Source organism: Rhodococcus sp. 14-2483-1-2, from assembly GCF_002259405.1.
Classification (GTDB): Bacteria; Actinomycetota; Actinomycetes; order Mycobacteriales; family Mycobacteriaceae; genus Rhodococcoides.
Window position 1 is genome coordinate 107294 of sequence record NZ_NPFW01000012.1, and the last position, 25887, is coordinate 133180.

Genomic DNA, 25887 nt, shown 5'->3' on the forward strand with positions numbered 1-25887 from the left:
CATGACGACCCAACTCTCGCGTGTCGAGCTCGGCCGACGGCAGAGTCGATTCACTCTCGACGAGGTTCCTCGACTGCTGGCGATGGCCGGCTTCGTCGCCGCTCTGCACGTGGTCGGGTGGGGTCTGTTCACCCATTACAACTCCATTCCGAGCATCCACAACCTCACCGGAGCCGACGGCACGCTGGTCTACGCCGGAGCAGGCGTGTTGGCGTACACCCTCGGGCTCAGGCACGCGTTCGACGCCGATCACATCGCCGCCATCGACGACACCACCCGCTTTCTGCTGCAGAAGGGCAAGCGGCCGTTGGCCGTCGGCCTCTTCTTCTCGCTCGGTCATTCGACCGTCGTGTTCGTCTTCGTCGCCGCCATCGCGTTCGTCGCGTCGCGGGCGACGGCGTTCCAGGACGCATTCGCCGGAGTCGGCGGCATCATCGGCACGCTGGTGTCCGGAACGTTCCTGTATCTCATCGCGGCGTTGAACATCGCAGTGCTCGCGGGAATCGTCGGAGTCTGGCGACGCGCGAAACGAGGTGAGTTCACCGAAGCCGGCCTCGACGAGTTGCTGGCCAAGCGTGGGCTGATGAATCGACTGTTCCGAGGTCGCTACGACAAGCTGATCAACCATTCGTGGCAGATGTACCCGCTGGGTCTGCTGTTCGGGCTGGGGTTCGACACCGCCACTCAGGTCGGTCTGCTTGCGGTCGCAGGCACGACGGCCATGGCAGGCGGACTTCCGCCGATGGCGATCATCGCGCTGCCGGTTCTGTTCGCCGCGGGCATGACCACCATGGACACCATCGACGGCATCTTCATGTCCAAGGCGTACGGCTGGGCATTCGTGACGCCGGTGCGCAAGATCTACTACAACATGACGATGACGGGACTGTCCGTCTTCGTGGCACTGGTGATCGGCACGGTGCAGCTGTTGACCCTGCTTGCCGAACAGTTCGAGCTGACCGGCGGGTTGTGGGACGCGTTGGCCGTCATCGATCTCAATCTGGCCGGCCAGCTCGTCGTCGGTACGTTCTTCCTCGTGTGGATCGGAGCGGTCGTGTATTACAAGGTGGCGCGCATCGACGAACGCGGTGGCTTCGCACACTCGAATGGAATGGAGAACCAGTGACCTCTCGTCGTCGGATCGGTGCCCTCTCGGTTGCCGCGGCGCTCGCGTCGAGCATGGTGACGGCGCTGCTGGCCGTACCCGCTTCCGCTGCACCGGCTATCACTCAGGAGATCGGTGACGTCGTCTCGACTCGCGATCTGGACCGAGACCTCTGGATTCCCGGCGCTGCCTCGGCCGAGGTGCTCACCTACGTCACCACCGACACCTTCGGTGAGAAGGCTCTGAGCACCGGCACCGTCTTCCTACCGCCGGGAACTGCGCCGGAGGGTGGTTGGCCGGTGATCTCGTGGGCTCACGGCACATCCGGGCTCGGCGACGCATGCGCGCCGTCGCTGATCGGTCCGTCCTACGCCGAGCGAGATCTGCCGTACCTGGCGAACTGGCTCGCGCAGGGCTATGCCATCGTCGCCAGCGACTATGCGGGCCTCGGAACGCCCGGATTACCGGCGTATCTCGACGGTCGAACCACGGCTCACAACGTGGTGGACATGGTCAAGGCGGGCCGCAACCACAGCGAGGACCTCTCGCGATCCTGGGTGGCCGTCGGCCAATCCCAGGGCGGTGGCGCAGCGATCTACACCGCCCGTTACGCAACCGAATTCGGCGGCCCCGATCTCGACTACCGCGGGGCGGTGGGTACCGGAACTCCCGCGTACATCGAGAAGTTGGTCTCGATCGGTGGACCGGGCGTTCCGCCGGTGGAACTACCGTCGGGCCTGACCGCCTATGTCGCGTACATCGGCGCGTCGCTGCGTTACGCGCATCCCGAGCTCGGGCTGGACGACATCCTGACCCCGCTCGGGAAGAAGTACGCAGACCTGGCCGAGACGAGCTGCGTATCGGACTTCGAGGCGCAACTCGACGGTGTGACGATCGGCGACTTCTTCACCGCGCCACTGGTCGGCCTGCCGAACTTCACCGCCGTTCTCGACGACTACATGGCGATGCCCGAAACAGGTTTCGACAAGCCCTTCTTCATGGGAAACGGACTGCAGGACATCGACGTTCCGTTCCCGACCACCGCCGCCTACGTCGCCCGTCTGACGGCCGACGGTCAGCCGGTGACGTTCAGGGCCTACAACACCGACCACAGTGGAGCCTTCGTCCAGTCGCAGGCCGATACGATTCCGTTCGTCGCGAACCTGTTTCGCTAGTTCACCGGTCGCTTGCTGGGCAGTCCGTAGGCCCGGGCCGTGAACAGTTCGAGTACCGTGCGCGGCAGCAATCGCTGGGCGAAGAACACCGCAGGGGCATTGCTGCCGACCGCGTAGATGGGCAGCGTCTTCTTGTCCTCGACGGCTCTGAGAACCGTGAGGGCCACGGTCTCGGCCGTGATGCCTTCGGCCTCTTTGGCGTCGAGCTGCGAGATCACCGTGGTGAAGTCGCGGAGGTACGGTGAATGCGGGCCGCAGTACTTGGTCCGACGGGCCGAGAGCCCGGTGGCGATGGAGCCGGGTTCGACTGTGGTGATGTCGATTCCGTAGGGCTTGAGCTCGTAGCGCGCGGCGGTGGTAAACCCCTTGATCGCAGCCTTGGTGGCGGCATACGACGAACGGTAGGCCAGCGGAAAGCTCGCGAGCATCGACCCGATGTTGACGATCTTTCCGCTGCCACGATCTCGCATGCCCGGCAGCACGGCCTGGGTCAACTCGATCGCTCCGAAGACGTTGAGCTGGAAGAGCCGGGTAATCGCCTCGATGGGCAGCTCTTCGAGTGGGCCGCACTGACTTTCGCCTGCGTTGTTGATCAGCACATCCACCGAGGTCTCGGCGATGCCGTCCACGAACCCGCGGATCGATGATGGGTCCGTCAGGTCCAGGTCGCGGTATTCGACACCGGGTATCGGGTCGGCCACCGACGAGCTGTCGCGGCTCGTTCCGATGACGTGGTAGCCGCGAGCGATCAGAACCTCGGCGACGGCCTCGCCGATTCCCGACGTCGCTCCGGTGACTATTGCAGTGTTCATCTACGCCTCTTGTTCACGGTGCGGGTAGGTGCCGGCTTCGTCACTACGGGTGCCGGGCATTCTGTCCTGCGAAAAGCTGTGGTCGGTACTTTGGTGTGCAGGGAGGGCACCGAGGTGCCCGACGCCATGACCGTGCGGTCCGGTCGCACGATGGCGGCAACAGCGTGTCCGCGGCGCAGCCAGACCCCCAGCTCCGACGACGCCGCCACCTCGACGACGACGGCTCCGCGGCGTTCGATCTCTCGACGGTGCCCGATGGCCAGGGGTGTCGACGAGACGAACAGGAACCGGCCCGGCGCGAGGTCGTCCAGACGAGCCCCGCTGTCCAACGGACTGTTGGGGCACAGCTTTCCGGCCAGTGTGCGAACCGGGACGGGCGAACGCAGCACGTACTGCGATCGAGCGAGTGACGGGGTGGTGCTGGCGGTGACCTTCTCGCCGACGAACGGTAGGTAGCCGAGGGCGGGTGCGATGTTCGTGCGCATGATGCCGGTGAGCCGGCTGCCGCCGGTCATGGCCCATCCGATCGCGACCGCCAATTCGATCATCTGCTTGGCGTGCGTCTTTCGTTCTGTCTCGTAGCTCTCGAGCGAGGTCTCCTTCAGATGCCCGTCGAGCACGCCGACGATCTTCCAGATCAGATTGCGCGCATCTCGGAGCCCTGCGCCCATGCCCTGCCCGATGAAGGGCGGCGTCAGATGCGCGGAATCGCCGAGCAGGAAGACCCGGCGATCACGCCACCGGTCCACCACCTGGGCACGAAAGGTGTACTCCGCGCTGCGAATCAGCTTCATGTCCGGGATCTCGCCGGAAACGAACCACGGTGCGATGAAAGGGTGGATGGCCGAGAGATCGGTGAACTCGTCGAGGGTCTCGCCGTCGAGCATCCGGAACTCCCAGCGGTAGCGGGTGGGGCCGATGCGCATGTACGTCGCCGATCGCTCGGAATCGCACACCTGGTGCACGCCATCCCACTGCCCGAGATCGACGTCGGTCTCGATATCCACGACCAACCATCGCTGCTCGAAACCGAGATCCTCCATTTTCGAACCGATGGATCTGCGCACCACACTGTTGGCCCCGTCGCAACCGAGGACGTAGTCGGCGGTCACCCAATGTGGCGTCCCGTCCTCGGTCGAGTCGTACCGGACCCGAACCGAATCCGTCAGGTTCTGCACATCGGTGATCTCGCATCCGCCACGCATCTGCACGGAGTCGTAACGCGCGATGTGAGAACGCATCAGACGCTCGAGTTCGGGTTGATCGAACATGTTGGCCTGCGGGTAGCCGTGCGGTCGATCGTCGGGATCGCGTTCGAACTCGGCCAGGGTTCGAATGTCCCTGGTGCACAACCTCAGTCCGCGACCGGGACGGGAGATGGCCGCGAAGTCCTCGGCCAGGCCCAGATCACCGAGAATGCGGTACACCTCGTCGTCGAGGTGGACTGCCCGCGGCTGCGGGTAGACGTCCTCCCACCTGTCCAGCACGAGGCACGGCACGCCGTACCGGCCCAGCAGCAACGCAGCGGTCATGCCCGTCGGACCGGCTCCGACGATCACCACTGGAAAGTGAGTGCCGTCGGACTCGGTACCGGTCATCGGTAGGAGACCCGGGTGCGCTGGACCCCCAGATCGAGGGCTCCGTCGGGAGTCGAGCAGGTCAGTTCGAGGACGTCACCGTCTTTCAGGAACGCGGGATTCTTGGCCTGCTTCTTGAAGAAGACCTTCCACTTGACCGACGGCGGAACCAGCGATCCGATCATCTCGATCGGCTTGGCGGGGGCCTTCAATGCGGTGCCGCCGGGAGTGCCGGTGAGCAGCAGGTCGCCTGCGTCGATCCGCTGGAACTTGCTCAGGGCCTTGAGTGACTCGACCGGGCGGTAGATCATGTCGGCGACCGTACTGTCCTGTCGCACAGAGCCGTTGACCCGCAGGGTCAGGGCGAGTTCGCCGAACCGGTCGAACTCACCGGCCTCCAGAAGGACCAGGCGCGGCCCGACCGGAGTGAAGGTGGGATACGACTTGCCCTCGTAGAACTGAGTCTTCGGCAACTGGACGTCGCGGGCAGAGACGTCGTTGGTGAGCACGAGGCCGGCGACGTACTCGGCCACGTTGGAGGCGTCGACCTTGGTTCCGACGGTGAGCGTCTTGCCGAACACGAGTCCGATCTCGATCTCGTAGTCGAGCAGCTTCACGTGTGTCGGCTTGATGACGTCGTCGGTGGGTCCGCTGATGGAACCGGAGGTCTTGCGAAAGAACGTCAGCGGAACCGTCTCGGGGTTCATTCCCGAGTCCTTGACGTGAGAGACGTAGTTGGTCATGTTCGCCATGACGCGGCAGGGAGCCGTCACCGGCGAGATCAACGACAGTGTCTCCACTGCAACGACATCGGTTGCGCTGCGAGCGGATTCGATGGCAGGCCGATCGGCGAGGAGCTCGGCGGTGCTCACCGCCGAGGTGTCGATGCGCGACGCGCCCGCGGGGGTTTCGACCCACCAGGCGTCGGCGGTGCGGAGTACAGCGATGCTCATGAGGATGCCACTTTCATCAGGCCGCGAAGGCGATCGGTGTCGAACTCGTTGTCGTTGCGCAGTGAGGAGAAGATCGATTTCAGTTCGTGCAATGACGCTCTGCTGGGGGCGATTCCGAGGAAGTCCTTCGACGCCGGCGGCCCCCACTGGGCCAAACCGGACGCCGTCATCGGGGCCCAGCCGGGTTCGAGGGAGTTGTCGAACATGTCGCCGTCGCTGAAATGTTCCACCAGGAAACCGTCGGGATCACGCCAGTAGTCGAAGATCTGGCTGCCCTGGATGTGCCTGCCGATACCCCACGAATGCCGGTACCCGCGTTGGGTGAGGTACTCCCCGCCCGCGGCTATCGCATCGAGATCCGACACCTGGTAGGCGGAGTGCACGTACCGGTTGGACGGACCGAGAGTCATTGCGAGAGTGTGATGATCGGACGGAGTGTTGCCACGATCGCAACGGATGAAACTCATCACTGGACCGCGATCACGCTGACCGTCGTAGTAGAGGAAGTCGCTGACGATCAGGCCGAGGTGATGCAGGTACCAGTCCAGGTTCTCGAGGTAGCCGGTGCGTTGCAGCACCACGTGTCCCAGGCGCTGGACTCGGGCGGGCTGACGCGGTGGCCGTTGCGTCGCGTTGAGCCGGTAGCGGGGTTCACCGAAGTTGTAGGTGTGCGCTTCCTGGCCGGGAAGTTCGGGATGGTCGGTGTACCCGGACACCACCTGGACGGGTTGCCCGCCCGGGTCGGTGAGAGTGACCGCGGCACCGCCGAGTGTGTCGGGTAGGCGCTGGACCCGCTGCCCGGTGGCTTCGGCCAATGTCACGAGGTCGGCATCGTCTGCGGCGGCGAAGGCTGCGCCCACGAAGCGTGTTCGCTTACCGCGGCGGATGATCACGCACGGCGCGCCGACCTGAGTGCCGCGCAGATGGATCTCCTCCGGAGTGCGGAGCGAGACGGTGAAACCGAACGCGACGGCGAATGCCTCGGCCTTGATCAGATCCGGCTTGCGAAACTCCAGCCAGGCGATGTCTCGAACCTTGATGATCGGATCTTTCGCGCGACCGGGGTGCTCGCCGGGGAGTGCGCCTTGGTCCACGTGCATGTCCTTGTGGCCGTCGACGTCGTGTCCCATGAAGCCCTCCCTCGTTGGTGACAATATCGTCACCTATGAGTGCGTCGTCAGTCAATAGTATTGACAAATTCGTCAGCGGTGAGGAAGGGTCAGGGCGTCGACCAGCGCAGACAGAAGTAGGGAACATGACAGAGACCCCGAATCGGCTAGAGCGGCGCAAAGCGCGCACGCGCGGCGCGCTGATCGCGGCTGCGCAAGGATTCATCGCCCGCGGCGAACTGAATGCTCCGATCGCGGAGATCACCCAGGCTGCCGACGTCGGGATGGGGTCCTTCTACAACCACTTCGTCAGCCGCGAGCAGCTGTTCCAGGCCGCAGTCGACGGTGCCCTGGAACTGCTGGGCACCTATCTCGATTCGCTGACCGACAGCTCGGCCGACCCGGCAGAAGCCTTCACCCGGTCCTTCCGAATCGCAGGCCGGCTGTTCCGGCTGCAGCCGGAACTGAGCCGCGTGCTCATCCATTCCGGTCCGGAACTGATCACCTCACAACACGGACTCGGCCCGCGCGCCGCGCGAGACATCGAGGCCGGAGTCGTTGCCGGCTACTTCCGCGTTCCGGACATCCAGCTGTCGCTGGCGTTGGTCGCGGGCGCACTGCTGGGCATGGGGCAGCTACTGCTCGAGCAGCCCGAGCGCAGCGACGTCGAGTCCGTCGACCGGATGGCCTACGGCGTTCTGCTCGCCCTCGGAGTATCCGACACCGATGCACAGGACCTGTGCGTGCGATCGCTACCGCCCATGAGTGACGTACCGAGCGTGGACGGCGACAGCGACTAGCAGCCAGCGCAGGCAGGCGAGACTCAGCGGGCGTGTGTCTTCTCCAGATCCCGGATGATCTCGGCGATCGCGCGGTCCTTCACGAGTCTGCGTTCCAGAATCGGGTTGAGAACTCCGCGGAACCAGAAGTACGGCGTCCAGGTGGACGGCGCGATGAGGCGGGCCCGACGCGTGCGGACCGAGTGCACGAGCAACTCCGCGGCGCGCTGCGAGGGCAGACGCCGGTTCAGCGGCCACGGCAGGAATACGCCGATCCGCCGGCCCATCGGATCGCTGTCGAGGGTGTTGCGGGCCAGATCGGTATCCACCACACCGAAGTACGCGAGACCCGCCGTTGCGCCCACGGCGGCGAGTTCGATTCTCAGCGCGCGGCCGAGCTGTTCGACCGCCGCCTTGCTCACCATGTAGGCAGACCCGCCCATGCCGGGAGTGAAGGCCGCGCACGACGACACCAGCAGAATGTGGCCACCGCTCGCGACGATCTCGTCGGCCGCAGCGCGCACGATGTTGAGCACACCGCCGAAGTTCACGGCCATCACCGAGTCGAAGACCGCGCGGTCGACGGTCCTGATGGTGGCGGGCGGTGGTGTGATGCCCGCGTTGGCGATCACGATGTCGAGACCGCCCAACGTGCTCACCGTCGCGGCGACGCAGTGCGCCATCGCGTCGGGATCGGTGACGTCGCCGGTGAGCAGCAGGATCCGTTCGGAACTCGCGGCGTCCGGCGGAAAGTGTCGATCCACCACTGCCACCGAGGCTCCGGCGGATACCAATTCCGCGACCGTTGCGGCTCCGATTCCACGCGCTCCACCGGTCACCAACGCCACTTTTCCGGCCAGTTCCATACGGTTCTTCATGCGAGGTCCTCGGACGTCACGAGTTCGGTATCGGGACGCACATCTGCACTGCGCCAGTGGTAGTGGCCGAGTTCGATCGTGGCCATCCGCTGAGTGAAGTCACGCACCGACCCGGGCCAGTACGTCACGTTTCGGCCCGACGGGCTCAGGTAATAGCTTTTGCACCCGCCCGAGTTCCACACCGAACCCGCGAGCTTGCGGTCGGTGTGTTCGGCGAACGTCGACTGCGCACGCATGCTCACCTCGAGCGCGGTGATCGCGTTGGAGTCCATGGCGCGCAACGCCGCGAGAATGTAGTTCACCTGCGCCTCGATGGTGACCACCTGTGAGGTGTACACCACCGAGTTGGGGCCGAGCAGCATGAAGAAGTTCGGGAAGCCGTGCACCGTGGTACCCCGGTACGACGACATCTCGCCGTCGGGCCACCTGTCTGCCAACGACTTTCCGTCGCGGCCGACGATGCGCCTGAAGCCGGTGTGGCCGGAGACGGTGAATCCCGTCCCGAGGACGATCGCGTCCACCTCGTGCACGGTCCCGTCGGTGGTGACGATGCCCTCGGGCACGATCCGAGCGATGCCGGTGGTCTCCACGGTGACGTTCTCTCGGCACAGTGCGGGATAGAACTTGTTCGAGAAGGTAGGTCGCTTGCAGCCGAATTCGTAACCAGGCGTGAGCTTCTCGCGAAGAACAGGATCCTTCACCTGGCGACGCAGGTGGGCACGCCCCATGGCCGTGAGCGGTGCCAGCAACGAGCGATGGCCGATGAGTCCGGGGACCAACGCTTCCTGGAACAGATCGAACACGCGGCGCATGGCGCGCTGGGCCAGGGGGTACTTCCTGAGCACGGATCTGCCGGATTCGGAGATCGGCCGGTCGGGGTGCGGAAGAATCCATGTCGGTGTCCGCTGGAACAGCGTCAGGTGTGCGGCCTCGGGGGCCAGACGCGGAACGAACTGCACCGCAGATGCTCCGGTGCCGATGACGGCGATGCGTCGCCCCTCGGCGGAGTGCTCGTGGTTCCACTTCGCCGAGTGGAACACGCTGCCCGAGAACGATTCCAGGCCGTCGATCTCGGGCGTGGCCGGCTCGCTGAACGGACCGAGGGCTCCGATGAGGATGCGCGCCGACCACGTTCCCGCACTCGTCCGCACCACCCATCGGGCCTGCTCGTCGTTCCAGGTTGCGTCCAGTACCTCGTGACCGAAGCGGATACGATCCCGGATTCCGAACTTGTCGGTGCAGTCGTTGAGGTACGCCTCGATCTCGGGCTGCAGCGGGTACAACCGCGTCCAGTCCGGGTTGGGTGCGAACGAGAACGAGTACAGCGCGGACGGGATGTCGCACTGCGCACCGGGATAGCTGTTCACGTGCCACGTTCCACCGACGGCGGTGTCGCGCTCGAAGATCAGAAAGTCGCCGCGTCCTTCCTGCTCGAGTCGGATTGCGGCACCGAGACCGCCGAAACCCGCGCCGATGATAGCGACGTCGATCTGCGGCATAACCGTGCCGGATTGTGTTGCAGTCATGAGAGTTCGAGCTCCTTCTACAGATCGAGGACGACGACTTCGCCGTCGACGGCACCACGCGAGACGCACAGGGTGAGCGACTTCTCGCGTTCGGAGGCATCGAGAACGCGGTCGCGGTGATCGACGCGTCCGCCGACGAGACCGACCACGCACGCTCCGCAGAAGCCCTGGCGGCAGGAATAGGGCTGGTCCGGCCTCGACCGACGGAGGGCGTCGAGAGCGGTCTCCTGGGCACCGACCTCGACGGTCTCGCCGGAACGGTCGAGCCGCAAGACGAACGGCGTGCCGTCGACCACCGGTGCGGGCGCGAACAATTCGGTGTGGAACTCACGAACGGCGGTACTCGAGAGGGCCTCGGCGCGAAGCCTGCTCGACAGTGCCGCGGGCCCACAGACGTACATCGCGGAGTTGCCCATCCCGAGATCGACGATGTCCGCCGGAATCGGAAATCCGTCGACATCGTCGGTCTTGACGATCACCTGGCCACGCGAGGTCAGTGCCAACTGCTGCAGCACGGCGACGAACGGCAGACTTGCCCGAGACCGACCGTGGTAGTACAGCGTCCACCGCGCCCCGTCCTGAACGGCGCGTTCGATCATCGCCCGGATGGGTGTGATGCCGATTCCGGCTGCCACGAAGAGGTAGTGCTCGGCCTCGGCCATCGGAAAGGCGTTGCGGGGTCCGCGAACTCGTAGGACATCGCCGCGGGTGAGGGTGTGAATCTCGGTGGACGCCGTGCCGCCGGGGATCTTGCGGACGCTGATGCGGTAGCGATCACCTGCGCCGGGGCGACCGGCGAGCGAGTACTGCCGCACCGAACCGGACGGGGTGGTGACGTCGATGTGCGCACCGGGCAACCACGTCGGAAGCTGCGCACCGTCTCTGCGAGACAACAACAGTGAGAGAACGTCCTCGGCCTCGTCGATCGTGTCGTCGACGACGGTCTCGAATTCGTATCCGACGCTTCGCCGGGGCCGCGCGGGGGACAGGGCCGTCACGATCGACGAATCGGTGACGAGTTTGGCGTAGATGCGGGACGCGGCACCGACGGCCCGCAGTCCGAGTCCGGGCGCGGTCACGGTGACCTCGCCCAGATGACTGTGGGTGGGAGTGGTCACCACGGTCGTGTCTGTCATTGCTGGGCCGCCAGGGCTGCGGGGGAGATGGCGAGGTACTGCACTGCTTTGTCGATGTCGCCCATCTTCGAGGGGTGGAAGCCCGGACGGATGTAGAGGGCGAGCTGTACGAACAGGAACGACAGACCGGGAATGAGATTCTTGCGTGACGCGCGTGCGAAGGCGAGGGGCCAGGGGGTGCGCATTCGGCGTCGTCCGGTGCGCGGCGTGGCAACCGAGTTCTTGTACAGGTACGCGGCGGTGCTGAACCACAGCACGGCCAATCCGGCACTGGCGACGACTGCCGTTCGGGCACGGCGGAATCCGCCACCGTCGACGTATTGGAACGCGTCGAATGCCACGTTGCGGTGCTCGAGCTCTTCCGCGCCGTGCCAGCGCAGCAGATCCAGCATCGTGGGGTCGACGCCGATGCGGTCGAATTCCGTGTTGTCGAGCAGCCACTCGCCTACCACGGCGGTGAAATGCTCTGCTGCAGCATAGATTCCGAGGCGTTCGTCCAGCCAGGCTTTGCCGGCGCGGCCGGTGAGGCCGTGGTCGCCGAACACCACACCCACGGCGAAGCGAATGCGTTGCAGGATCGGTTCGATGTCCACTCCGTGTGCGACGAGGTAGTTGCGGAAGCTCTCGTGGGAGGACGCGTGCGTTGCTTCCTGGCCCACGAATCCCACGACCTCCTCGTGCAGTCGACGGTCGTCGATGAACGGCAGCGCCTGGGCGAACACGTCCGCCATCGCTCGTTCTCCCTCGGGCAGGACCAGGTGCATCACGTTCCAGAAGTGGGTGGCGTACCACTCGTGGGGGATGTACTGGAGTGGAACGCCGGACCAGTCGAATGTCACCGCACGCGCCACTATCGCGTAGGACTCGTCCGTGTACTGCTCGTTCGAGTCGACCGCCTTGTTCCGAGACATTCGCAACTCCGTTTCTCCGAGATGGTGATGCTGCTGACACGGATGCTACATAGCAACAACTTGTGTTGCAATGTTGCATGACACTGGCCGGACGACCGATAGGATCGAACGATGCATCCAGATGGTGACGACGGGCCGATTCTCGATGCCGCCTTGGAGCTGTTCGGTGAGGTCGGAATCCCTCGAACCACCATCGGTGACGTCGCCAAGCGCGCCAGAATCAATCGAGTGACCGTCTATCGTCGGATCGGGTCCAAGGACGACCTGGTGCGGGCCGTCATGGCGCGGGAGTCGTCGCGACTGTTCGTGGCAGTGGCGGCAGCTGCCTCGCAGCAGGCGTCACGAGCCGATCGGGCCGCGCACGGATTCGCGACGACCATCGACTCGGTGCGGACGAACCCCGTGCTGCTGAAGATGTTCGATTCCGAGAGTTCGTTGGTGCTCGAGCAATTGACCACGAATGCATCGGCCTTGCTCGCGCCCGCGATCAACGCTGCCGCGCACATCGCAAGGGGTGAACTGGAATCCGACACCTTTGCCGTACCGGATGCGCCGGAAATTGTTGTGCGCGTGGTTCATTCGATCCTGTTGACGCCGTCGGCCGCCGCTCCGCTCGATACCTACGACGATCTGCTCGCGTTCGCGCACCGCAACATCGTGCCGTTGCTCGTGGGCGATAGCCACCGCGGCTCCTGATTCGACGCGAAGTCACCCAGAGCACCTTCCGGCTCATTCGCGGCCATCCATGTCACGGTGTATCGACGGCGTCGCCCTCGAGAAGATCGCTGTCGTCCACGAATACGAGCACACCCGTAGCGAGTGCGACAGCCCACCGGCGTGGTTGCGCCCAATCTCGCCCGAGATCCGCATCGGACATCAGTGAGTCCGCGAAGTCCTCGACGAGCTTTCCTTCGCTGATACCGGCGTCGCGTCGAATTCGGACTGTGTCACCAACTTTGTGACTGATTTGTGTGTTACTTCGTGTTGCAGTCATGTCGGTATTGAATCAGACAGCACCCGCGTCCGCGTGCACGGAGCACGGCCCGAAACGGTGTGTGACGCATTCGTGCCCGCCCAGCGGACCGAGGTGCAGGCCGCGCAAGCGGGTCGACGCCGCCGAGCATCGAGTCGGCTGTCGACCGCCGACACCTGCGGGGCACCGGTCCGCTCCCGCGCGCACCCTCGAGGCGGACGCATCGAACAGGATCGAGCACCTCGGGCGCAGCTCGAGAGCAAGGAAGGTTGCCTGATCGCTGCGATCGATGCATGCCCCGGCCCGAGCCGAGAGCCGTGGGAACTCACCGTGCCGGCGCGGGTGCACTGCGTCGGCAGGTCGCGATGGCGTCGAGTGTCTCGACCACGATGAGCGCGGGGATGGCAAGGGCGAGCACGGTCACGGACACGATGAAGCCGGGTACGAGCACGGTGTACATGGGTTTGTCTCTTTCCGAAGTACCGATGAACGCGGCGGGCGCGCACCGAATCCGACTGTTCGACCGGCGAGGCGTCGACGACGGGGTGCAGCGCCGGGTTCTGTTGGGCGGCAGTGTCTGCGCGGTCCGGCATTCACCAGCCGGAGATCACCCACAGTAGGTTCTGATACTGAGCGGGGTCGGTGAGGTAGAGGGCGACCTGACCGTTTCGGGCGGCGGCTTCGTCGAAGAGTTGATCGCCGGTGACCGGTGTCCATCCGCCGGTGTACCAGATCGAATCGTCGGGGAGGGTGACCGTCCAGGAATCGCCGAGCGCGAGGTTGATCAGCACACCGGCATTGGTCTCGGCGGCGAGTCGGGTTTCGGCGCGGTCGAGCACGATTCCTGCAAAACCCGCGTCGGTGTCGACGATCGGTGTCGCCGCCCCGGCGGTGCCGGCCCCGAGCGCACCGACTCCTGCGATCGTGGCTGCTGCGATCACGGCACCGGCTGCAACCGGCCGGAAGCGGCGGAAGGCGACGGAGCTTGCGGTGACGCGGTGGGTATCGGTCATGGGATTCTCCTGACTGAGTACGTGAATGGGAGGTTGGAGGCCGGTGAGGTGAAACCGGGACATCGATAGCGCTGATGTCCCCTCCGACTCCAAGTAGTTAGCTGAATAGTAACTGATGCTGGTGTGACCGGACGTTACATCACCATTCGCGCGTTCGCGTCGACGCCGTGGATGCCCGCCCGCATCGCGGCGTAGGACGGGAGGCTGTTCGACCGTCATCGACGCGGGCCGATCGGTCTGCTCACCTGCGCAAACGTCGTGGAACGCGGATGTGATGGAGGTCATGGTCACGGAATGGGCACGGGGCCACTCTCCATGCCGGGACCGTCGTGCCGTCGGGTGTTCCGTGCTGGATTCAGGTACCGGGATCATGTCGAAGCTGTTGATAGCTCAGGCATAGCTGGTTTATGTCTTGGGTAGACGAGCGTGTCGCGATTTTGGTGTTCGACATTCATCCGTAGCAACGCGGACTGGAATCAGGGTGCCCGATCGTATGAGTCGAGAACCCGAAACAGTGCGTCACGCAACGCCGTTCGATTGCCACCCGGTGTCGGTCTGGCGATCTCGTGCAGGGTGTAGCCGTCGATCAGGGCCAGGAAATGCCGAGCCGGTAGATGTGGTTCCGCGATACCGAATGCCCCCAGAGCCGCCTCGGCTGCCTCCTCGATCATCCGCATGATTCGGTGCACCGAATCCGCCAGCTCGGGTCGTCTACGCACGGCGAGGTATGCCTCGAACTGGACGAGGGAGTCGTCGTCCTCGGGAGAGGACAGCAGCGAGACGAGGTCCATGATCGCGTCGGCGAGATCGTCGCGAGTGAGCCCGCCGGTGTGCGCGACGTCGAGTAGAGCCGTCACTTTCGCTGTCACGTTCTCGGCGATTCGAGTGATCGCGGCATCGATGAGTTCGCCGACCGAGCCGAAGAAATAGCTGGTGGTCGACGGCGGAAAGCCGGCGGCGTCGGCCACGGACCGAAACGAGACACGTTCGAGTCCACGCGTTCCGATCACGCCGATGGCAGCGTCGACCAGCGCGTCGCGGCGCTCCTGGCCACGTGCGTATCGAGTCTTTCGGCGCTCTTCGGTCATCGATACAACGTAGCCGGGGCGCGGTCGTATACCCCCATCGCAGTGCTCTTCAGCAGGCGATTTCGGCCAATCCTGGCCTAGTGGCCAATATTGAGCTACTGTCGCCGCTACATCGAACAGCCCTGAAAAGGAGCACCCATGACCGACATTCCGGAAGCATCGCGTGTGGACGTAGTGGTCGTCGGCGCAGGACTCGCGGGTCTGACCGCCGCCAGGGAACTGGCGGCCGCAGGGTTGACCGTCCAGGTCCTCGAGGCCAGAGACCGGGTGGGCGGGCGGACGGTCAATCACGCACTCGGTGAGAACGCGGTGGTCGAGACCGGCGGACAGTTCGTCGGTCCGACGCAGGACCACATCCTCCGCTTGGCCGCGTCGGTGGGTGTCGGGACGTTCCCCGCGTACGACATCGGATCGAGCATCTATGTCAAGAACGGACGCGCCCGACGCTTCGACGGCGGTGTGCCGCCGGACCTGGCAGCACTTCCTGACGTCGGGATGCTGGTGGCGCGAATCGATCGGGCCGCCGGGCAGATCCCCGTGGGCAGACCGTGGTCGGCACCGCGTGCGACCGAATGGGACACCCAGACCCTCGCCACCTGGGCTCGGAGGCACTCGGCCACCGACGGCGGCGTGGAACTGCTCGACATCCTGCTCGGTTCGGTGTTCGGTGGCACATCCGCCGACGTGTCGGCGCTCTTCGGCCTGGCGTACATCGCCGGGGCGGGCAACGAGTACACCCCCGGCACCGTCGACCGGTTGATGAGTGTCGCCGGTGGAGCGCAGCAGTGGCGATTCCTCGGCGGCTCACAGGCGATCTGCATCGAAATGGCGTCGCGACTCGGTGATTCGGTCCGCCTCGATACCCCCGTGCGCCGCGTGGAGCAGTATCCGGATCGCGTGGTGGTGCACAGCGATACCGAATCGTGGGTGGCCCGATCGGTGGTCGTGGCGATCCCGCCCGTCCTGGCCGCCCGAATCGACTGGAGCCCTGCGCTGCCCGCGCCTCAGGAAGCACTGTTCCAGCGGATGAACTTCGGCGGATTGGCCAAGTGTGAGGCCGTGTATCCCGAACCGTTCTGGCGTACGAGCGGGCTCTCCGGCCAGGCGCTCTTTCGCGACAGCGACGTACCGGTGTCCTCGATGTTCGACAACTCACCTCCCGACGGAAGCCACGGAGTGCTGATGGGATTCGTCGGCACCTGGGGCGCACGCCATCGAGGTGGCCGAAACTGGTCCGAGGGCAACGAATCCGAGCGCCGCGGTGAGGTGCTGCGTGCTTTCGCCTCGGTGGTGGGTCCGCGCGCACTCGAACCGGCGGAGTGGATCGAACTGGACTGGACCGACGAACAGTGGACGCGCGGCGGGCCGACCGCGGTGTTGACCCCCGGAGTGTTGACCGGGCTCGGACGGTGGCGCGACGTTCCGTTCGGACGAGTGCGATGGGCCGGTGCCGAGCACTCCGACTATTGGAACGGATACATGGACGGCGCCGTGCGATCGGGTGAAAAGGCAGCAGCAGAAATACTTTCGACCGAAGGAGAACTCTCGTGGAACAACGCTTCGTAGTCTCGGCTCATCGCACACTCTCGGTCAGTCCGGAAGAGGTCTGGGCACTGACCGGTGACACCGGCCGCTACGCGGAATGGGTGTCCGACGTCCGAGCCGTCACCGCTCATCACGGCACCGCACGCACAGGTGGTGTCTACACCGAGGAAGTGGCGGCGCTCGGACGCTTCACCACTCACGCCACGTGGACCGTGCGGCATCTGGAACCGAACCGCCTGCGAATCGATTCGGGCCAGGGATTTACGCCACTCACCAACGTGGCAAACGTCTTTCGCTTCGCGCCGCTGAGCGGTGGGACCTCCACCGCGATGACCTTCGAGTTCTGGTTCGACGTCTCCCCGCGCTGGCTGGGACGTCTTGTACGGCCCATCGCGACCGCCGGGATGTCCGCACGATTCGACGTCTCGATGTGCAACCTGGAGGCGCTGATCCTCTCCGAGCGAACCGTGACGATCCGATGAGAGAACCGGCGGAAGTCCTCACCCTCGGGGTGCACATACTCGACACTCTGGTGCGGCCGGTGACCGAGATTCCCGACGGTCAGGCGGCGGTCCTGGCGGAGCAGATCGCGATGTCGGCCGCGGGCACAGCCGCGGGAACGGCGCTGGTGCTGTCCCGACTGGGGGCCGCGGTCCACACCGCGGGAGTCGTCGGCGGTGATTCGGCGGGCACGTTTCTACTGCAACTCCTCGCCGACGACGGAGTGGACGTTTCCCTCGTTCATCGCCTGGACGGGGTGCAGACCTCGGCGTCGGTGTTGCCGATCAGGCCGGACGGATCTCGGCCTGCTCTGCACGTGATCGGAGCCAACGGATATCTGGCTCAGCATGTTCCGTGGAACATGTTTCACAACGTCGACTTCCTGCATCTCGGCGGGCCCGAGTTCTTCGGACCGGACACCGCATGCGACATCGCACGCCGTGCGCACGAGGACGGTGTCGTCGTCACGGTGGACAGCCTGGCACCGTCCGTTCCGGAAGGACTCGGTGCGTTCGCCGCCGCGCTGCCCCACGTCGACTACCTGCTGCCCAACGACGAGCAGGTCCTCGGCTGGACCGGTTGCGGCACTGTCGAAGACGGGTGTCGTCGACTGCTCGAGCTCGGAGCGTCCTGCGTGGTGGCCACCGCGGGGGCGTCGCCCACTCTCGTCGTCACGACCGACGGAGCCGTCGAGGTCCCCGCGTATTCCGTGGACGTGGTGGACACCAGCGGATGTGGAGATGCGTTCTCGGCCGGCTTCGTTCGTGGCCTGTCCCTGAGTATGAGCGTCGTCGAGTCGGCCGAACTGGGCAATGCGACCGCCGCGCAGGTGGCGCAGGGCCTCGGAACCGACTTCGGCACCTACGACCTCGATTTCGTTCGGAAGTTCGCACGTACCTGCAGGACCATCTGATGCCGACCGACGTGGACGAGCTACGGCAGTCCGTCGCCCAGACCGCCCGGCACCTGGGCCGACGGGGCCTGGTTCTCGGTACGGCAGGCAATGTCAGCGCACGCGCGGGTGATGTGGTGGCGGTGACGGCGACCGGGCTGGTGTTGGCGGACGCCACGATCGAGGACGTCACGCTCGTCGGTATGGACGGAGTCGTGCGCGCCGGTGCGTGCGAACCGACCTCGGAACTGGGCCTGCACCTGGGCATCTACGCGTCGTCCGAGGTTCGTGCGGTGGTGCATGCGCATTCTTCTGCGGCCGTTGCTCTTTCGCTCGTCGCGGACGAACTGCCGCCCGTGCACTACGCGCAGCTGGCCCTCGGCGGCAGGGTCCCGGTGGTGCCGTTCGCGCCGTTCGGTACGGCCGAGCTCGCCGATGCGGTGGTGTCGGCGATGCGCTCGAGGTCGGCGGTGATCATGGCCCATCACGGCTCGGTCGCCACCGGTCACGATCTCGGGGCCGCGCTGTCGAACATCGAGCTGCTCGAATGGCTCTGCGGGGTCTATCTTTCCTCTGCGTCGGTGGGGACCCCACGTACCCTCGACGACGCGCAGCTGGCGGCGACCCTCGACGAGGTGGTCCGCCGTGCATACGGAACAGCAGCACCCGTGCGAAGAGACTGACCGATGACCACCCGGGTGCGTCCGCTCTGGATTGCCGTGTTCTCCGTGGCGTGGCTGGGCTATTGGATGGCCGATCTGGTTCCACTGCAGCTGCTTCTACCCGAGCGATTGCAGGAGATCGATCCGCAATCGAAGGTGTTCGACTTCGCCGTGATCAATGCGGTCTCCGCCGTGGTGCTGCTGATCGGTCTGCCTGTGTGCGGATCGCTGTGCGATCGCACGCGCAGCAGGTTGGGGCGGCGGCGCGTGTGGTTCGGCGGCGGTGTCCTGTTCTTCGCCGGTGCGTTGGTGGTCACCGGGCTGCAGAACACCGTCCTCGGAATCGGGACGGCGTGGTCGGTGGCGATGCTCGGATTGAGTGCTGCAACAGCAGGGTTGACGGCCGTGGTGGCCGACCGCGTGCCGGACGAGCAGCGCGGAACGGTGTCGAGCGCGATCTATGCGCCGCAGGCACTGGGCGTGGTGGCGGGCCTGGCCCTGGTGTCCACGCTCGCTCTGTCGGTACTGGGCGGGTACCTCGCCGTGGCGATCGCCTTGGTGATCTGCGCGGTGCCATTTCTGCTGTCGTATCGCGAAACCGATTCATCGACAGCGCTGTTGAGCCTGCGCAGCATCGTGGCCTCGCTGCTCGATTCGTTGTGTCACCGCGATTTCGCGTGGGCCTTCGGCGGTCGAATGCTGGTCAACGTGGCCAACTCGCTCGGCACCTGCTACTTGCTGTTCTTCCTCACCGACGGCCTTCGAGTCGCCGATCCGACGGCATCGCTGCTCGAGGTCACCGTCGTCTATTTGATCGCCTGTGTGGTGTGCACGTTCACCTTCGGTCCGTTGTCGGACCGGATGCGTCGCCGAAAGATCTTCGTGGCGGTCGCGGCATCGATGCAGGCCGTCGCCGGCTTCGTCCTGGCGGTACATCCCACGATGGACGCGACGTTCGTCTCGGCTGCGTTGCTGGGCGGCGGATTCGGCGCGTACATGGCCGTCGATCAGGCACTGGTGACCGGGGTTCTGCCGTCCGCCGACAGTCGGGCGACCGATCTCGGTGTGATGAACATCGGGGCGATCGTTCCACCTGCCATGGCTCCGCTGCTCGCGAGCGTGTTCCTCTCCACCGTCGGTGGGTACCCGGCGCTGTTCGCGGCAGTGGGGGTACTGGCCGCACTCGGGGCAGCGGTGACATGGCAGGTGAAATCGGTGCGCTGATCTCTCAGCGGCGGTGACGCAGCCCCAGCACTCGGTCGATCAGCGGCATGACCCACCGTCGGCGTTGGAGCGTGACCAACTCGAATCCGGGGATGTCGAAGAGTTTCGTGACGCGGCTGTGCGTGCGGCAGAATTCTGCGAACCCCTCGTCTCCGTGTACCCGACCGAAGCCGCTGGCACCGACGCCGCCCATCGGAACCGATCCCATTCCCGCGAACGCGATCACCGAGTTGACGGTGACCTGACCGCACACCAGCTGCGCCGCAATCTCTTTGCCGTGCGAGCGGGAGAACACCGATGCGCCGAGAGCGTACCGATGATCGTTGCTCAGCTCGATCGCCTCGTCGATGCTGTCGACCTCACGGACGGTGACCGTGGGGCCGAACGTTTCCTCGCGGACGGCCGAGCAGTTCTCGGGCGTGTCCACCAACACGGTGGGTCCGACGAATCGCTCGCCGATCGAGGACAGTCCGCCGATCAGTGCTCGGCCACCGGCCGCCTCGGCGTCGGCGATATGGCGTCGGACGATGTCGATCTGGCTGGGCATCGTCATCGGTCCGTAGGTGGCCGACGCATCGCCACCGGGCGCGATGGCACGTGCGTGCTGCACGAGCGCCCCGGTGAATTGTGCTGCGACACTCCGCTCGACGTACACCCGCTCGACTCCGACGCACGTCTGGCCGCCGTTGGTGAAAGCACCCCAGGCCACCGCTTCGGCTGCTGCGGTGATGTCGGCGTCGGCCGCGATGATCACCGGATCCTTGCCGCCGCATTCCACGACCACCGGTGTGAGCGTCTCGGCGCACGTGGCCATGATCTTCGAGCCGGTTCTCGTCGAGCCCGTGAACGCGATCTTATCCACACCCGAGCGGCACAGCGCGGCACCGGTCTCGCCGTACCCGGTCACCAGAGACAGAATGCCCAGTGGCAGAGACGGATTGGCCTCGTGGAAGGCGCGCACGTATCGGGCCGCCACCGCGGGGGTGTACTCGCTCGGCTTGAACACCACGCAGTTCCCTGCGGCCAGAGCCGAACCGATCGCACTGTTGGGTGCATAGAGCGGGTAGTTCCACGGACCGATGACGCCCACGACGCCGAGCGCCACCGTCTCCACGTGAGCGGAGTAGTTCGCGAGCAACAACCCGGGGTCGACTCGGCGTGACCGCATGAGCCGTGGTGCTTGCTTTTCCGCCCACGCGATGTGTTCGAGGGTCAGTACGATCTCGAGCAGTGCATCGTCGGCGGGCTTGCCGTTCTCGCGGTGAATCAGATCGATGAATTCGGCGCGGTGACTCCAGATTTGGTGTCGCCATGCCCGCAGGTGCCGGGCGCGAGTACGCGGTGGTAGTGCGGCCCAGGTGCGCTGCGCCCTCCGCGCCAGGCGGACCGTTCGCGCGACGGACTCGGCCGAGTCGACGGCGAACGAGGCGACCGGGCCGTCGTCGATCGGTGAGATCGAATCGAAGGTGGCTCGTGCCTGGACCTGGCTGGTCACAGGGAAGCTCCGAGCGCGTCCTTCGCAACGTGCGCGTCTCGCAGTTCGCGCTTGAGGATCTTGCCCGCACCGCTCATGGGCAGTGCGGTGACGAACTCGATGGTGCGCGGAGTCTTGTATCCGGCAACGTAGCTGCGGGTGTGATCACGAAGCTCTTCGACACTCGGCGAGGTGCCCTCGGCCAGTACGACACAGGCGTGGACGCGCTCGCCCCATTCGCCGTCGGGAACACCGATCACGGCGCAGGCCAGCACCGAGGGGTGCAGGCTCAGTGCGCTCTCGACCTCGGCGCTGTAGACGTTCTCGCCACCGGTGATGATCATGTCCTTGAGTCGATCGACCACGAACAGGAACCCGTCGGCGTCGAGGTAGCCCACGTCGCCGGTGTGCATCCAACCGTCGCGAACGGCCGCGGCGGTTTCGTCCGGCTTGTTCCAGTAGCCCAGCATCACGTGTCCACCGCGAACACAGATCTCGCCGACGGTTCCGGTGGCCAACTGCTCGTCGTCGGGGCCGAGAATCTGGATCTCCGAGTGCGGGGCCGCGCGACCGGCCGAGCCGATGCGTTCTCCCACATGGTGTTCCGGCCAGAGCAGCGACGCGACGGGTGCGAGCTCGGTCATGCCGTATGCCTGAGTGAGGCGGGCCTGCGGGAGCCGGGCGAGGGTGCGCTCGAGGACGCCCGCGGAGATCGGGGATCCTCCGTACAGCACGCGGCTCAGCGAGGAGGTGTCGAACTCGCTCAACGTGGGGTGGTCGACGAGAAGCTGAATCATCGTCGGGACCAGCAGCACATCGGTGATGGCGTGCTTCGCGATCGCGCCGAGGACGGCGGTCGGCTCGAAGAACGGAACCATGACGTGGGTGCCGCCGAGCATGACCTGACCCACCCATGCGGCCAGATCGGCGAGGTGGAACATCGGTGCGGCATGGAGCAGGATCGATGCGTCGTCGAGCAGTTGCCCGGTCGCCACCGTTCCCAGGCCCGAGGTGACGAGGTTCGCGTGCGAGAGCATGACGCCCTTGGGGAAGCCGGTGGTGCCACCGGTGTAGAACAGGCCGGCAAGGGCGTCGCCACTGCGTCGCGCGTCGGGAATCGGATCGTGGGAAGAGATCAGGTCCTCGTACGAGACCATGCCCTCGGGGGTGGCCCCGTCCCCGCAGTAGACGATGGTCTGCAGGCCGGCGCATGCGGGGCGCAGTGCCGGGACCATGGCGCCGAAGGTGTCGTCGACCAGCAGGACCTTGGTGTCGGAGTCGTTGAGGGCGTACGCGACCTCCACGGGCGACCACCGGATGTTCACGGGGTTGAGCACGGCGTCGGCCCACGGCACCGCGAGCAGGTACTCCGAGTACCGGTCGCTGTTGAACGCCAGCATCGCAACTCGATCGCCGGACTCCACGCCGATGGAGTGCAGGCCTGCCGCCAGTCTTGCCACTCTGTCGATCTGTTCGGCGAAGGTACGAACGCGATCGCCGATCACCGTTGCTGCCCGGTTCGGAGTGGTTGCCGCGGAGCGGTGGAGGCCTTGAGTGAGATACATGGCGAGTCCCTTGTACGAGAGGGGGCGAGGGTGCCCGAGGTGAACACCGTCACAGTTCCACCTTATTGGCACTGTGTCAATAGGCGATATGTGCGGTTACCACTCGAATGGATCGGCGAAATGGATTGTCTGGCTAACGGTCTCGGGCGTCGTCCAGGGAGCGCACCGTACCGAGGACGGTGACGAGCACATCGGTCAACAGAATCTCGACCTGTTCGCGCGTCAGAGTGCCGCGCACCAACCATTCGCGGCCCGCCGCCTTGACCATGCCGCCGAACGCACGGACCGCAGAGGTCGCAACTCGCCGGTCACCGCCTCGGCCCTCGAATGCCGTTGCGTCGAGCACGCGTTCGGCAGCAAGATCGTCGGCCTCGTCGAGAATGCCCGCCACCTGCTCGTCGACGCCCGATCCGCTCGCCACCGACACCCACGCCGCGCCGTGTGTCTCGATCACCCCCACCAGCCAGTGCACACTGCCACGGGCCCGCTCCTCGAGCGAGCCCGTGGGCAGATGCACGTCTTCGATCGGCGGTACGGTGACCAGGAAGCGAACGCTCTCGAGGTACAGATCGCGTTTGCTGCCGATGTAGTGGTGAATGAGCCCGCGTGCGACGCCGGCCGAGGCAGCGACGTCCGACATCGACACCTCGGCATAGGGCTTGTCACCGAACAAGCGAACAGCGCTCGCCAGAATCTGCGTTCGTCGCTCGTCCGGTTCCAGTCGATTCCACTTGGGTGTACTTGCAGCCGGCATGGTTGTCATGATTGCACCGAACCGACTCCGCCAGTCGTCAGAGGTACCGCTCGGTGCGTGAGCGCAGTGACCTCGGTACGACGAACCGATCGCCGTACCGTGCCCGCAGCCGGTCGGCCCGCTCGACGAATCCCTGAAGGCCGCCGTCGAACTGATTGACGAACTGCAGCACACCGCCGGTCCACGCGGGGTAGCCGATGCCGAGGATGGAGCCGATGTTCGCGTCGGCGACGGTCCGCAGGACACCTTCGTCGAGGCACGCGATCGAGTCGAGCGACTGCGCGACCAGCATGCGATCCATCATGTCCTCGAACGGAATTCCGTGATCGGGGCGGTGATAGTGCTCCACCAGACCCGGCCACAATCCGGCCTTGGTGCCGTCCTCGGCGTACTCGTAGAAGCCACGCCCGGCCTTGCGGCCGGGGCGGTCGAACTCGTCGACCAGGCGATCGACCAGGGCGTACGAGTTCGAGACGATCCACGGTCGACCGTCGGCGCGCGCGGCCTCGGCCATGCCCTCGCGGATGTGCCGAGAGAGAGTCAACGAAATCTCGTCCATCAGGGCCAGCGCGCCGGACGGGTAGCCCGCCTGGAGAGCCGCCTGTTCGACGGTGGCCGGATGCACGCCCTCGGCGACCAGCGAGATCGCCTCGTCCATGAACCGGCCGATGACGCGGGTGGTGAAGAAACCGTGACTGTCTCCGACGACGATCGGAGTCTTGCCGATCAAGCGAACGAAGTCGAACGCGCGGGCCAGCGCGGAGTCGCTGGTGTGTTCTCCCACAACGATTTCCACCAACGGCATCTTGTCCACCGGGGAGAAGAAGTGCGTGCCGATGAAGTCCGAGGTGCGCGAGACTCCCGCCGACAGTTCGGTGATGGGCAGGGTCGAGGTGTTCGAGCACAGCAGTGCATCGGCGGTCAGATACTTGTCGACCGCCTCGAAAGCACTCTGCTTGACGGCGGGATCCTCGAACACGGCCTCGACGACCAGATCGCAACCCTCGGCATCGGCCGCGTCGGAACTGGGCGTGATGAGCGCGAGCACCGCATCGGCGTCGGCCTGGGTCTTGCGTCCCTTCGCGACGGCCTTGCCGAGAATCGAACGCGCGTAATCCTTACCGCGTTCGGCGGACTCCATCGAGACATCGCGCAGCACAACGGGAACCCCGGCCGAGGCGACGACGTAGGCGATGGCTGCACCCATCATTCCCGCACCGATCACCAGCACCTTCTCGGGTACCCGGTGCGGTTCGGCGCTCGGACGAGAGCCACCCTTGTTGATCGATCCGAGATCGAAGAACATCGATTGGATCAGATTGCCCGAGACCGCTCCGCAGGCGAGCGAGGTGCAATGCCGGGTTTCCACCAGCGATGCCGACTCGAAGTCGAGCACCGACCCTTCCACGGCCGCAGCAACCACCGCGATCGGAGCGGGCATCGGTGCACCCTTGACCTGCTTGCGTACCGTTGCCGCGAAGGCAGGCAGCTGCGCCGCCAATGCGGGTGACGCTGCGGTGCCGCCGGGGATCTTGAATCCTTTCCTGTCCCAGGGCTGTAGCGCGTCGGGATTGGCGACGATCCAGGTACGTGCGTTCGCCATCATCTGCTCGTGGGTGTCGACGACCTCGTCGACGAGTCCGAGTTCGAGAGCCTGCGCCGGCCGATACCGCTGGCCCTGGCCCACCACCTGCGTCAGAGACTCGACGATGCCGAACATTCGAACCGTTCGGGTGACGCCGCCGGTGCCGGGTAGTAGACCGAGCGTCACCTCGGGTAGTCCGAATCGAGAGTTGTTTCTGCTCAGCGCGATCCGATGATGGCACGCCAGCGCGATCTCGAAGCCGCCCCCGAGTGCGGTGCCGCCGAGCGCAGCCACCACGGGCTTGCCCAGCGTCTCGAGCCGGCGAAACTTGTCCTTGGTGAAGTCGAGGGCGTCGGCGATGGCCTTGTGGTCGTTGGGTCCTGCGTCGCGCAGCAGTTCGAGGTCGCCACCGGAGAAGAACGAATCCTTCCTCGAGGTGACGATGATGCCGTCGTAGTCATCGACGTTGGCTTCGAGCCAGTCGACGGTCTGTCCGAGCGATTCGCCGAACGCGGTGTTCATCGTGTTGGTGGACTGCGTCGGGTCGTCGATCGTCAGCACGAGTACGCGGTCGGTGCCGATCTCGCCGGTGATCGTGGAAGTCTGCAGAGCAGTTGCAGTGGTCATCGAGGTCCTCGGGTCGTTGTTCT

General features: G+C 65.4%; 25 protein-coding genes. 9 read left to right on the forward strand and 16 right to left on the reverse strand.

Going from position 1 to position 25887, the window contains the following annotated elements; translation table 11 throughout:
• The first annotated feature begins 1 nt into the window (after position 1).
• Both nicT and CH295_RS10950 read left to right on the forward strand, forming a co-directional pair.
• Entirely contained in the window at positions 2 to 1126 is a 1125-nt protein-coding gene (gene nicT, locus CH295_RS10945) for a Nickel transporter NicT (RefSeq protein WP_094740683.1), read from the forward strand.
• Positions 1127 to 1179: 53 nt separating this feature from the next.
• Positions 1180 to 2280: an alpha/beta hydrolase family protein gene (locus tag CH295_RS10950; RefSeq protein WP_252342001.1), complete on the forward strand. Its 1101-nt coding sequence runs from the start codon at positions 1180 to 1182 to the stop codon at positions 2278 to 2280.
• On the opposite strand, the gene CH295_RS10955 is transcribed toward CH295_RS10950, so the two are convergent.
• Genes CH295_RS10955 through CH295_RS10970 form a run of 4 tightly spaced genes read right to left on the reverse strand, consistent with a single transcriptional unit; the run spans position 2277 to position 6752 of the window.
• A complete protein-coding gene (locus tag CH295_RS10955) occupies positions 2277 to 3092 on the reverse strand; it encodes an SDR family oxidoreductase (RefSeq protein WP_094740685.1) in 816 nt (271 codons plus the stop codon). The two genes, CH295_RS10950 and CH295_RS10955, sit on opposite strands and share 4 nt — an antisense overlap.
• The gene (gene mhpA / locus CH295_RS10960) at positions 3089 to 4690 is read right to left on the reverse strand and encodes a bifunctional 3-(3-hydroxy-phenyl)propionate/3-hydroxycinnamic acid hydroxylase MhpA (RefSeq protein ID WP_094634034.1); all 1602 of its coding nucleotides are present in this window, start codon (positions 4688 to 4690) and stop codon (positions 3089 to 3091) included. The genes CH295_RS10955 and mhpA overlap by 4 nt, the downstream gene beginning before the upstream one ends.
• Positions 4687 to 5622, reverse strand: a complete 936-nt coding sequence (locus tag CH295_RS10965) for a fumarylacetoacetate hydrolase family protein (RefSeq protein WP_094740686.1) — start codon at positions 5620 to 5622, stop codon at positions 4687 to 4689. The genes mhpA and CH295_RS10965 overlap by 4 nt, the downstream gene beginning before the upstream one ends.
• Positions 5619 to 6752 carry a VOC family protein gene (locus tag CH295_RS10970; protein ID WP_094740687.1) on the reverse strand — a complete coding sequence of 378 codons (1134 nt, stop codon included), beginning with the start codon at positions 6750 to 6752 and terminating at the stop codon, positions 5619 to 5621. The genes CH295_RS10965 and CH295_RS10970 overlap by 4 nt, the downstream gene beginning before the upstream one ends.
• Before the next feature lie 125 nt (positions 6753 to 6877).
• On the opposite strand from CH295_RS10970, the gene CH295_RS10975 reads away from it, so the two are divergent.
• Positions 6878 to 7531 (forward strand): TetR/AcrR family transcriptional regulator, encoded by a 654-nt coding sequence (locus CH295_RS10975; protein ID WP_094740688.1) that lies wholly within the window; start codon positions 6878 to 6880, stop codon positions 7529 to 7531.
• Positions 7532 to 7554: 23 nt separating this feature from the next.
• On the opposite strand, the gene CH295_RS10980 is transcribed toward CH295_RS10975, so the two are convergent.
• The 4 genes from CH295_RS10980 to CH295_RS10995 are packed head-to-tail and all read right to left on the reverse strand — an operon-like array spanning position 7555 to position 11961.
• The gene (locus tag CH295_RS10980) at positions 7555 to 8388 is read right to left on the reverse strand and encodes an SDR family NAD(P)-dependent oxidoreductase (protein WP_094740689.1); all 834 of its coding nucleotides are present in this window, start codon (positions 8386 to 8388) and stop codon (positions 7555 to 7557) included.
• Positions 8385 to 9914, reverse strand: coding sequence for a flavin-containing monooxygenase (locus CH295_RS10985; RefSeq protein WP_094740690.1), 1530 nt, complete (start codon positions 9912 to 9914; stop codon positions 8385 to 8387). Before CH295_RS10985 ends, CH295_RS10980 begins: the two co-directional genes overlap by 4 nt.
• Before the next feature lie 17 nt (positions 9915 to 9931).
• Complete coding sequence (locus CH295_RS10990; protein ID WP_094740691.1) at positions 9932 to 11050, reverse strand: PDR/VanB family oxidoreductase; 1119 nt, start codon at positions 11048 to 11050, stop codon at positions 9932 to 9934.
• Complete coding sequence (locus CH295_RS10995; protein WP_094634040.1) at positions 11047 to 11961, reverse strand: metal-dependent hydrolase; 915 nt, start codon at positions 11959 to 11961, stop codon at positions 11047 to 11049. Before CH295_RS10995 ends, CH295_RS10990 begins: the two co-directional genes overlap by 4 nt.
• Before the next feature lie 111 nt (positions 11962 to 12072).
• Here CH295_RS10995 and CH295_RS11000 point away from each other — a divergent pair, with 111 nt between their 5' ends.
• Positions 12073 to 12657 (forward strand): TetR/AcrR family transcriptional regulator, encoded by a 585-nt coding sequence (locus tag CH295_RS11000; RefSeq protein ID WP_037187345.1) that lies wholly within the window; start codon positions 12073 to 12075, stop codon positions 12655 to 12657.
• 52 nt (positions 12658 to 12709) lie between these two features.
• Here CH295_RS11000 and CH295_RS11005 read toward each other — a convergent pair whose 3' ends face one another.
• From CH295_RS11005 to CH295_RS11020, 4 genes are all read right to left on the reverse strand, one after another.
• A complete protein-coding gene (locus tag CH295_RS11005; RefSeq protein WP_037187347.1) occupies positions 12710 to 12955 on the reverse strand; it encodes a hypothetical protein in 246 nt (81 codons plus the stop codon).
• A 304-nt stretch (positions 12956 to 13259) separates the two neighbouring features.
• Positions 13260 to 13394: a hypothetical protein gene (locus tag CH295_RS28420; RefSeq protein WP_255138846.1), complete on the reverse strand. Its 135-nt coding sequence runs from the start codon at positions 13392 to 13394 to the stop codon at positions 13260 to 13262.
• Between the two features lie 133 nt (positions 13395 to 13527).
• Positions 13528 to 13947, reverse strand: a complete 420-nt coding sequence (locus CH295_RS11015) for a hypothetical protein (RefSeq protein ID WP_141216999.1) — start codon at positions 13945 to 13947, stop codon at positions 13528 to 13530.
• Positions 13948 to 14423: 476 nt separating this feature from the next.
• On the reverse strand, positions 14424 to 15035 hold the full coding sequence (locus CH295_RS11020; protein WP_082323467.1) for a TetR/AcrR family transcriptional regulator: 612 nt from the start codon (positions 15033 to 15035) through the stop codon (positions 14424 to 14426).
• A gap of 138 nt (positions 15036 to 15173) precedes the next feature.
• On the opposite strand from CH295_RS11020, the gene CH295_RS11025 reads away from it, so the two are divergent.
• Genes CH295_RS11025 through CH295_RS11045 form a run of 5 tightly spaced genes read left to right on the forward strand, consistent with a single transcriptional unit; the run spans position 15174 to position 19859 of the window.
• Positions 15174 to 16601 (forward strand): flavin monoamine oxidase family protein, encoded by a 1428-nt coding sequence (locus CH295_RS11025; protein WP_094740692.1) that lies wholly within the window; start codon positions 15174 to 15176, stop codon positions 16599 to 16601.
• Positions 16583 to 17062 (forward strand): SRPBCC family protein, encoded by a 480-nt coding sequence (locus CH295_RS11030; protein ID WP_094740693.1) that lies wholly within the window; start codon positions 16583 to 16585, stop codon positions 17060 to 17062. The genes CH295_RS11025 and CH295_RS11030 overlap by 19 nt, the downstream gene beginning before the upstream one ends.
• On the forward strand, positions 17059 to 17994 hold the full coding sequence (locus tag CH295_RS11035) for a carbohydrate kinase family protein (protein WP_094740694.1): 936 nt from the start codon (positions 17059 to 17061) through the stop codon (positions 17992 to 17994). Before CH295_RS11030 ends, CH295_RS11035 begins: the two co-directional genes overlap by 4 nt.
• Complete coding sequence (locus CH295_RS11040; protein ID WP_094740695.1) at positions 17994 to 18656, forward strand: class II aldolase/adducin family protein; 663 nt, start codon at positions 17994 to 17996, stop codon at positions 18654 to 18656. Before CH295_RS11035 ends, CH295_RS11040 begins: the two co-directional genes overlap by 1 nt.
• A 3-nt stretch (positions 18657 to 18659) precedes the next feature.
• Positions 18660 to 19859: an MFS transporter gene (locus CH295_RS11045; protein ID WP_094740696.1), complete on the forward strand. Its 1200-nt coding sequence runs from the start codon at positions 18660 to 18662 to the stop codon at positions 19857 to 19859.
• Between the two features lie 4 nt (positions 19860 to 19863).
• Here CH295_RS11045 and CH295_RS11050 read toward each other — a convergent pair whose 3' ends face one another.
• From CH295_RS11050 to CH295_RS11065, 4 genes are all read right to left on the reverse strand, one after another.
• Entirely contained in the window at positions 19864 to 21354 is a 1491-nt protein-coding gene (locus tag CH295_RS11050; protein WP_094740697.1) for an aldehyde dehydrogenase family protein, read from the reverse strand.
• Positions 21351 to 22898 (reverse strand): acyl-CoA synthetase, encoded by a 1548-nt coding sequence (locus CH295_RS11055; RefSeq protein ID WP_037187364.1) that lies wholly within the window; start codon positions 22896 to 22898, stop codon positions 21351 to 21353. Before CH295_RS11055 ends, CH295_RS11050 begins: the two co-directional genes overlap by 4 nt.
• 133 nt (positions 22899 to 23031) lie before the next feature.
• Positions 23032 to 23661: a TetR/AcrR family transcriptional regulator gene (locus tag CH295_RS11060; RefSeq protein ID WP_037187367.1), complete on the reverse strand. Its 630-nt coding sequence runs from the start codon at positions 23659 to 23661 to the stop codon at positions 23032 to 23034.
• A gap of 28 nt (positions 23662 to 23689) precedes the next feature.
• A complete protein-coding gene (locus CH295_RS11065; RefSeq protein WP_094740709.1) occupies positions 23690 to 25864 on the reverse strand; it encodes a 3-hydroxyacyl-CoA dehydrogenase NAD-binding domain-containing protein in 2175 nt (724 codons plus the stop codon).
• Between the last annotated feature and the right edge of the window lie 23 nt (positions 25865 to 25887).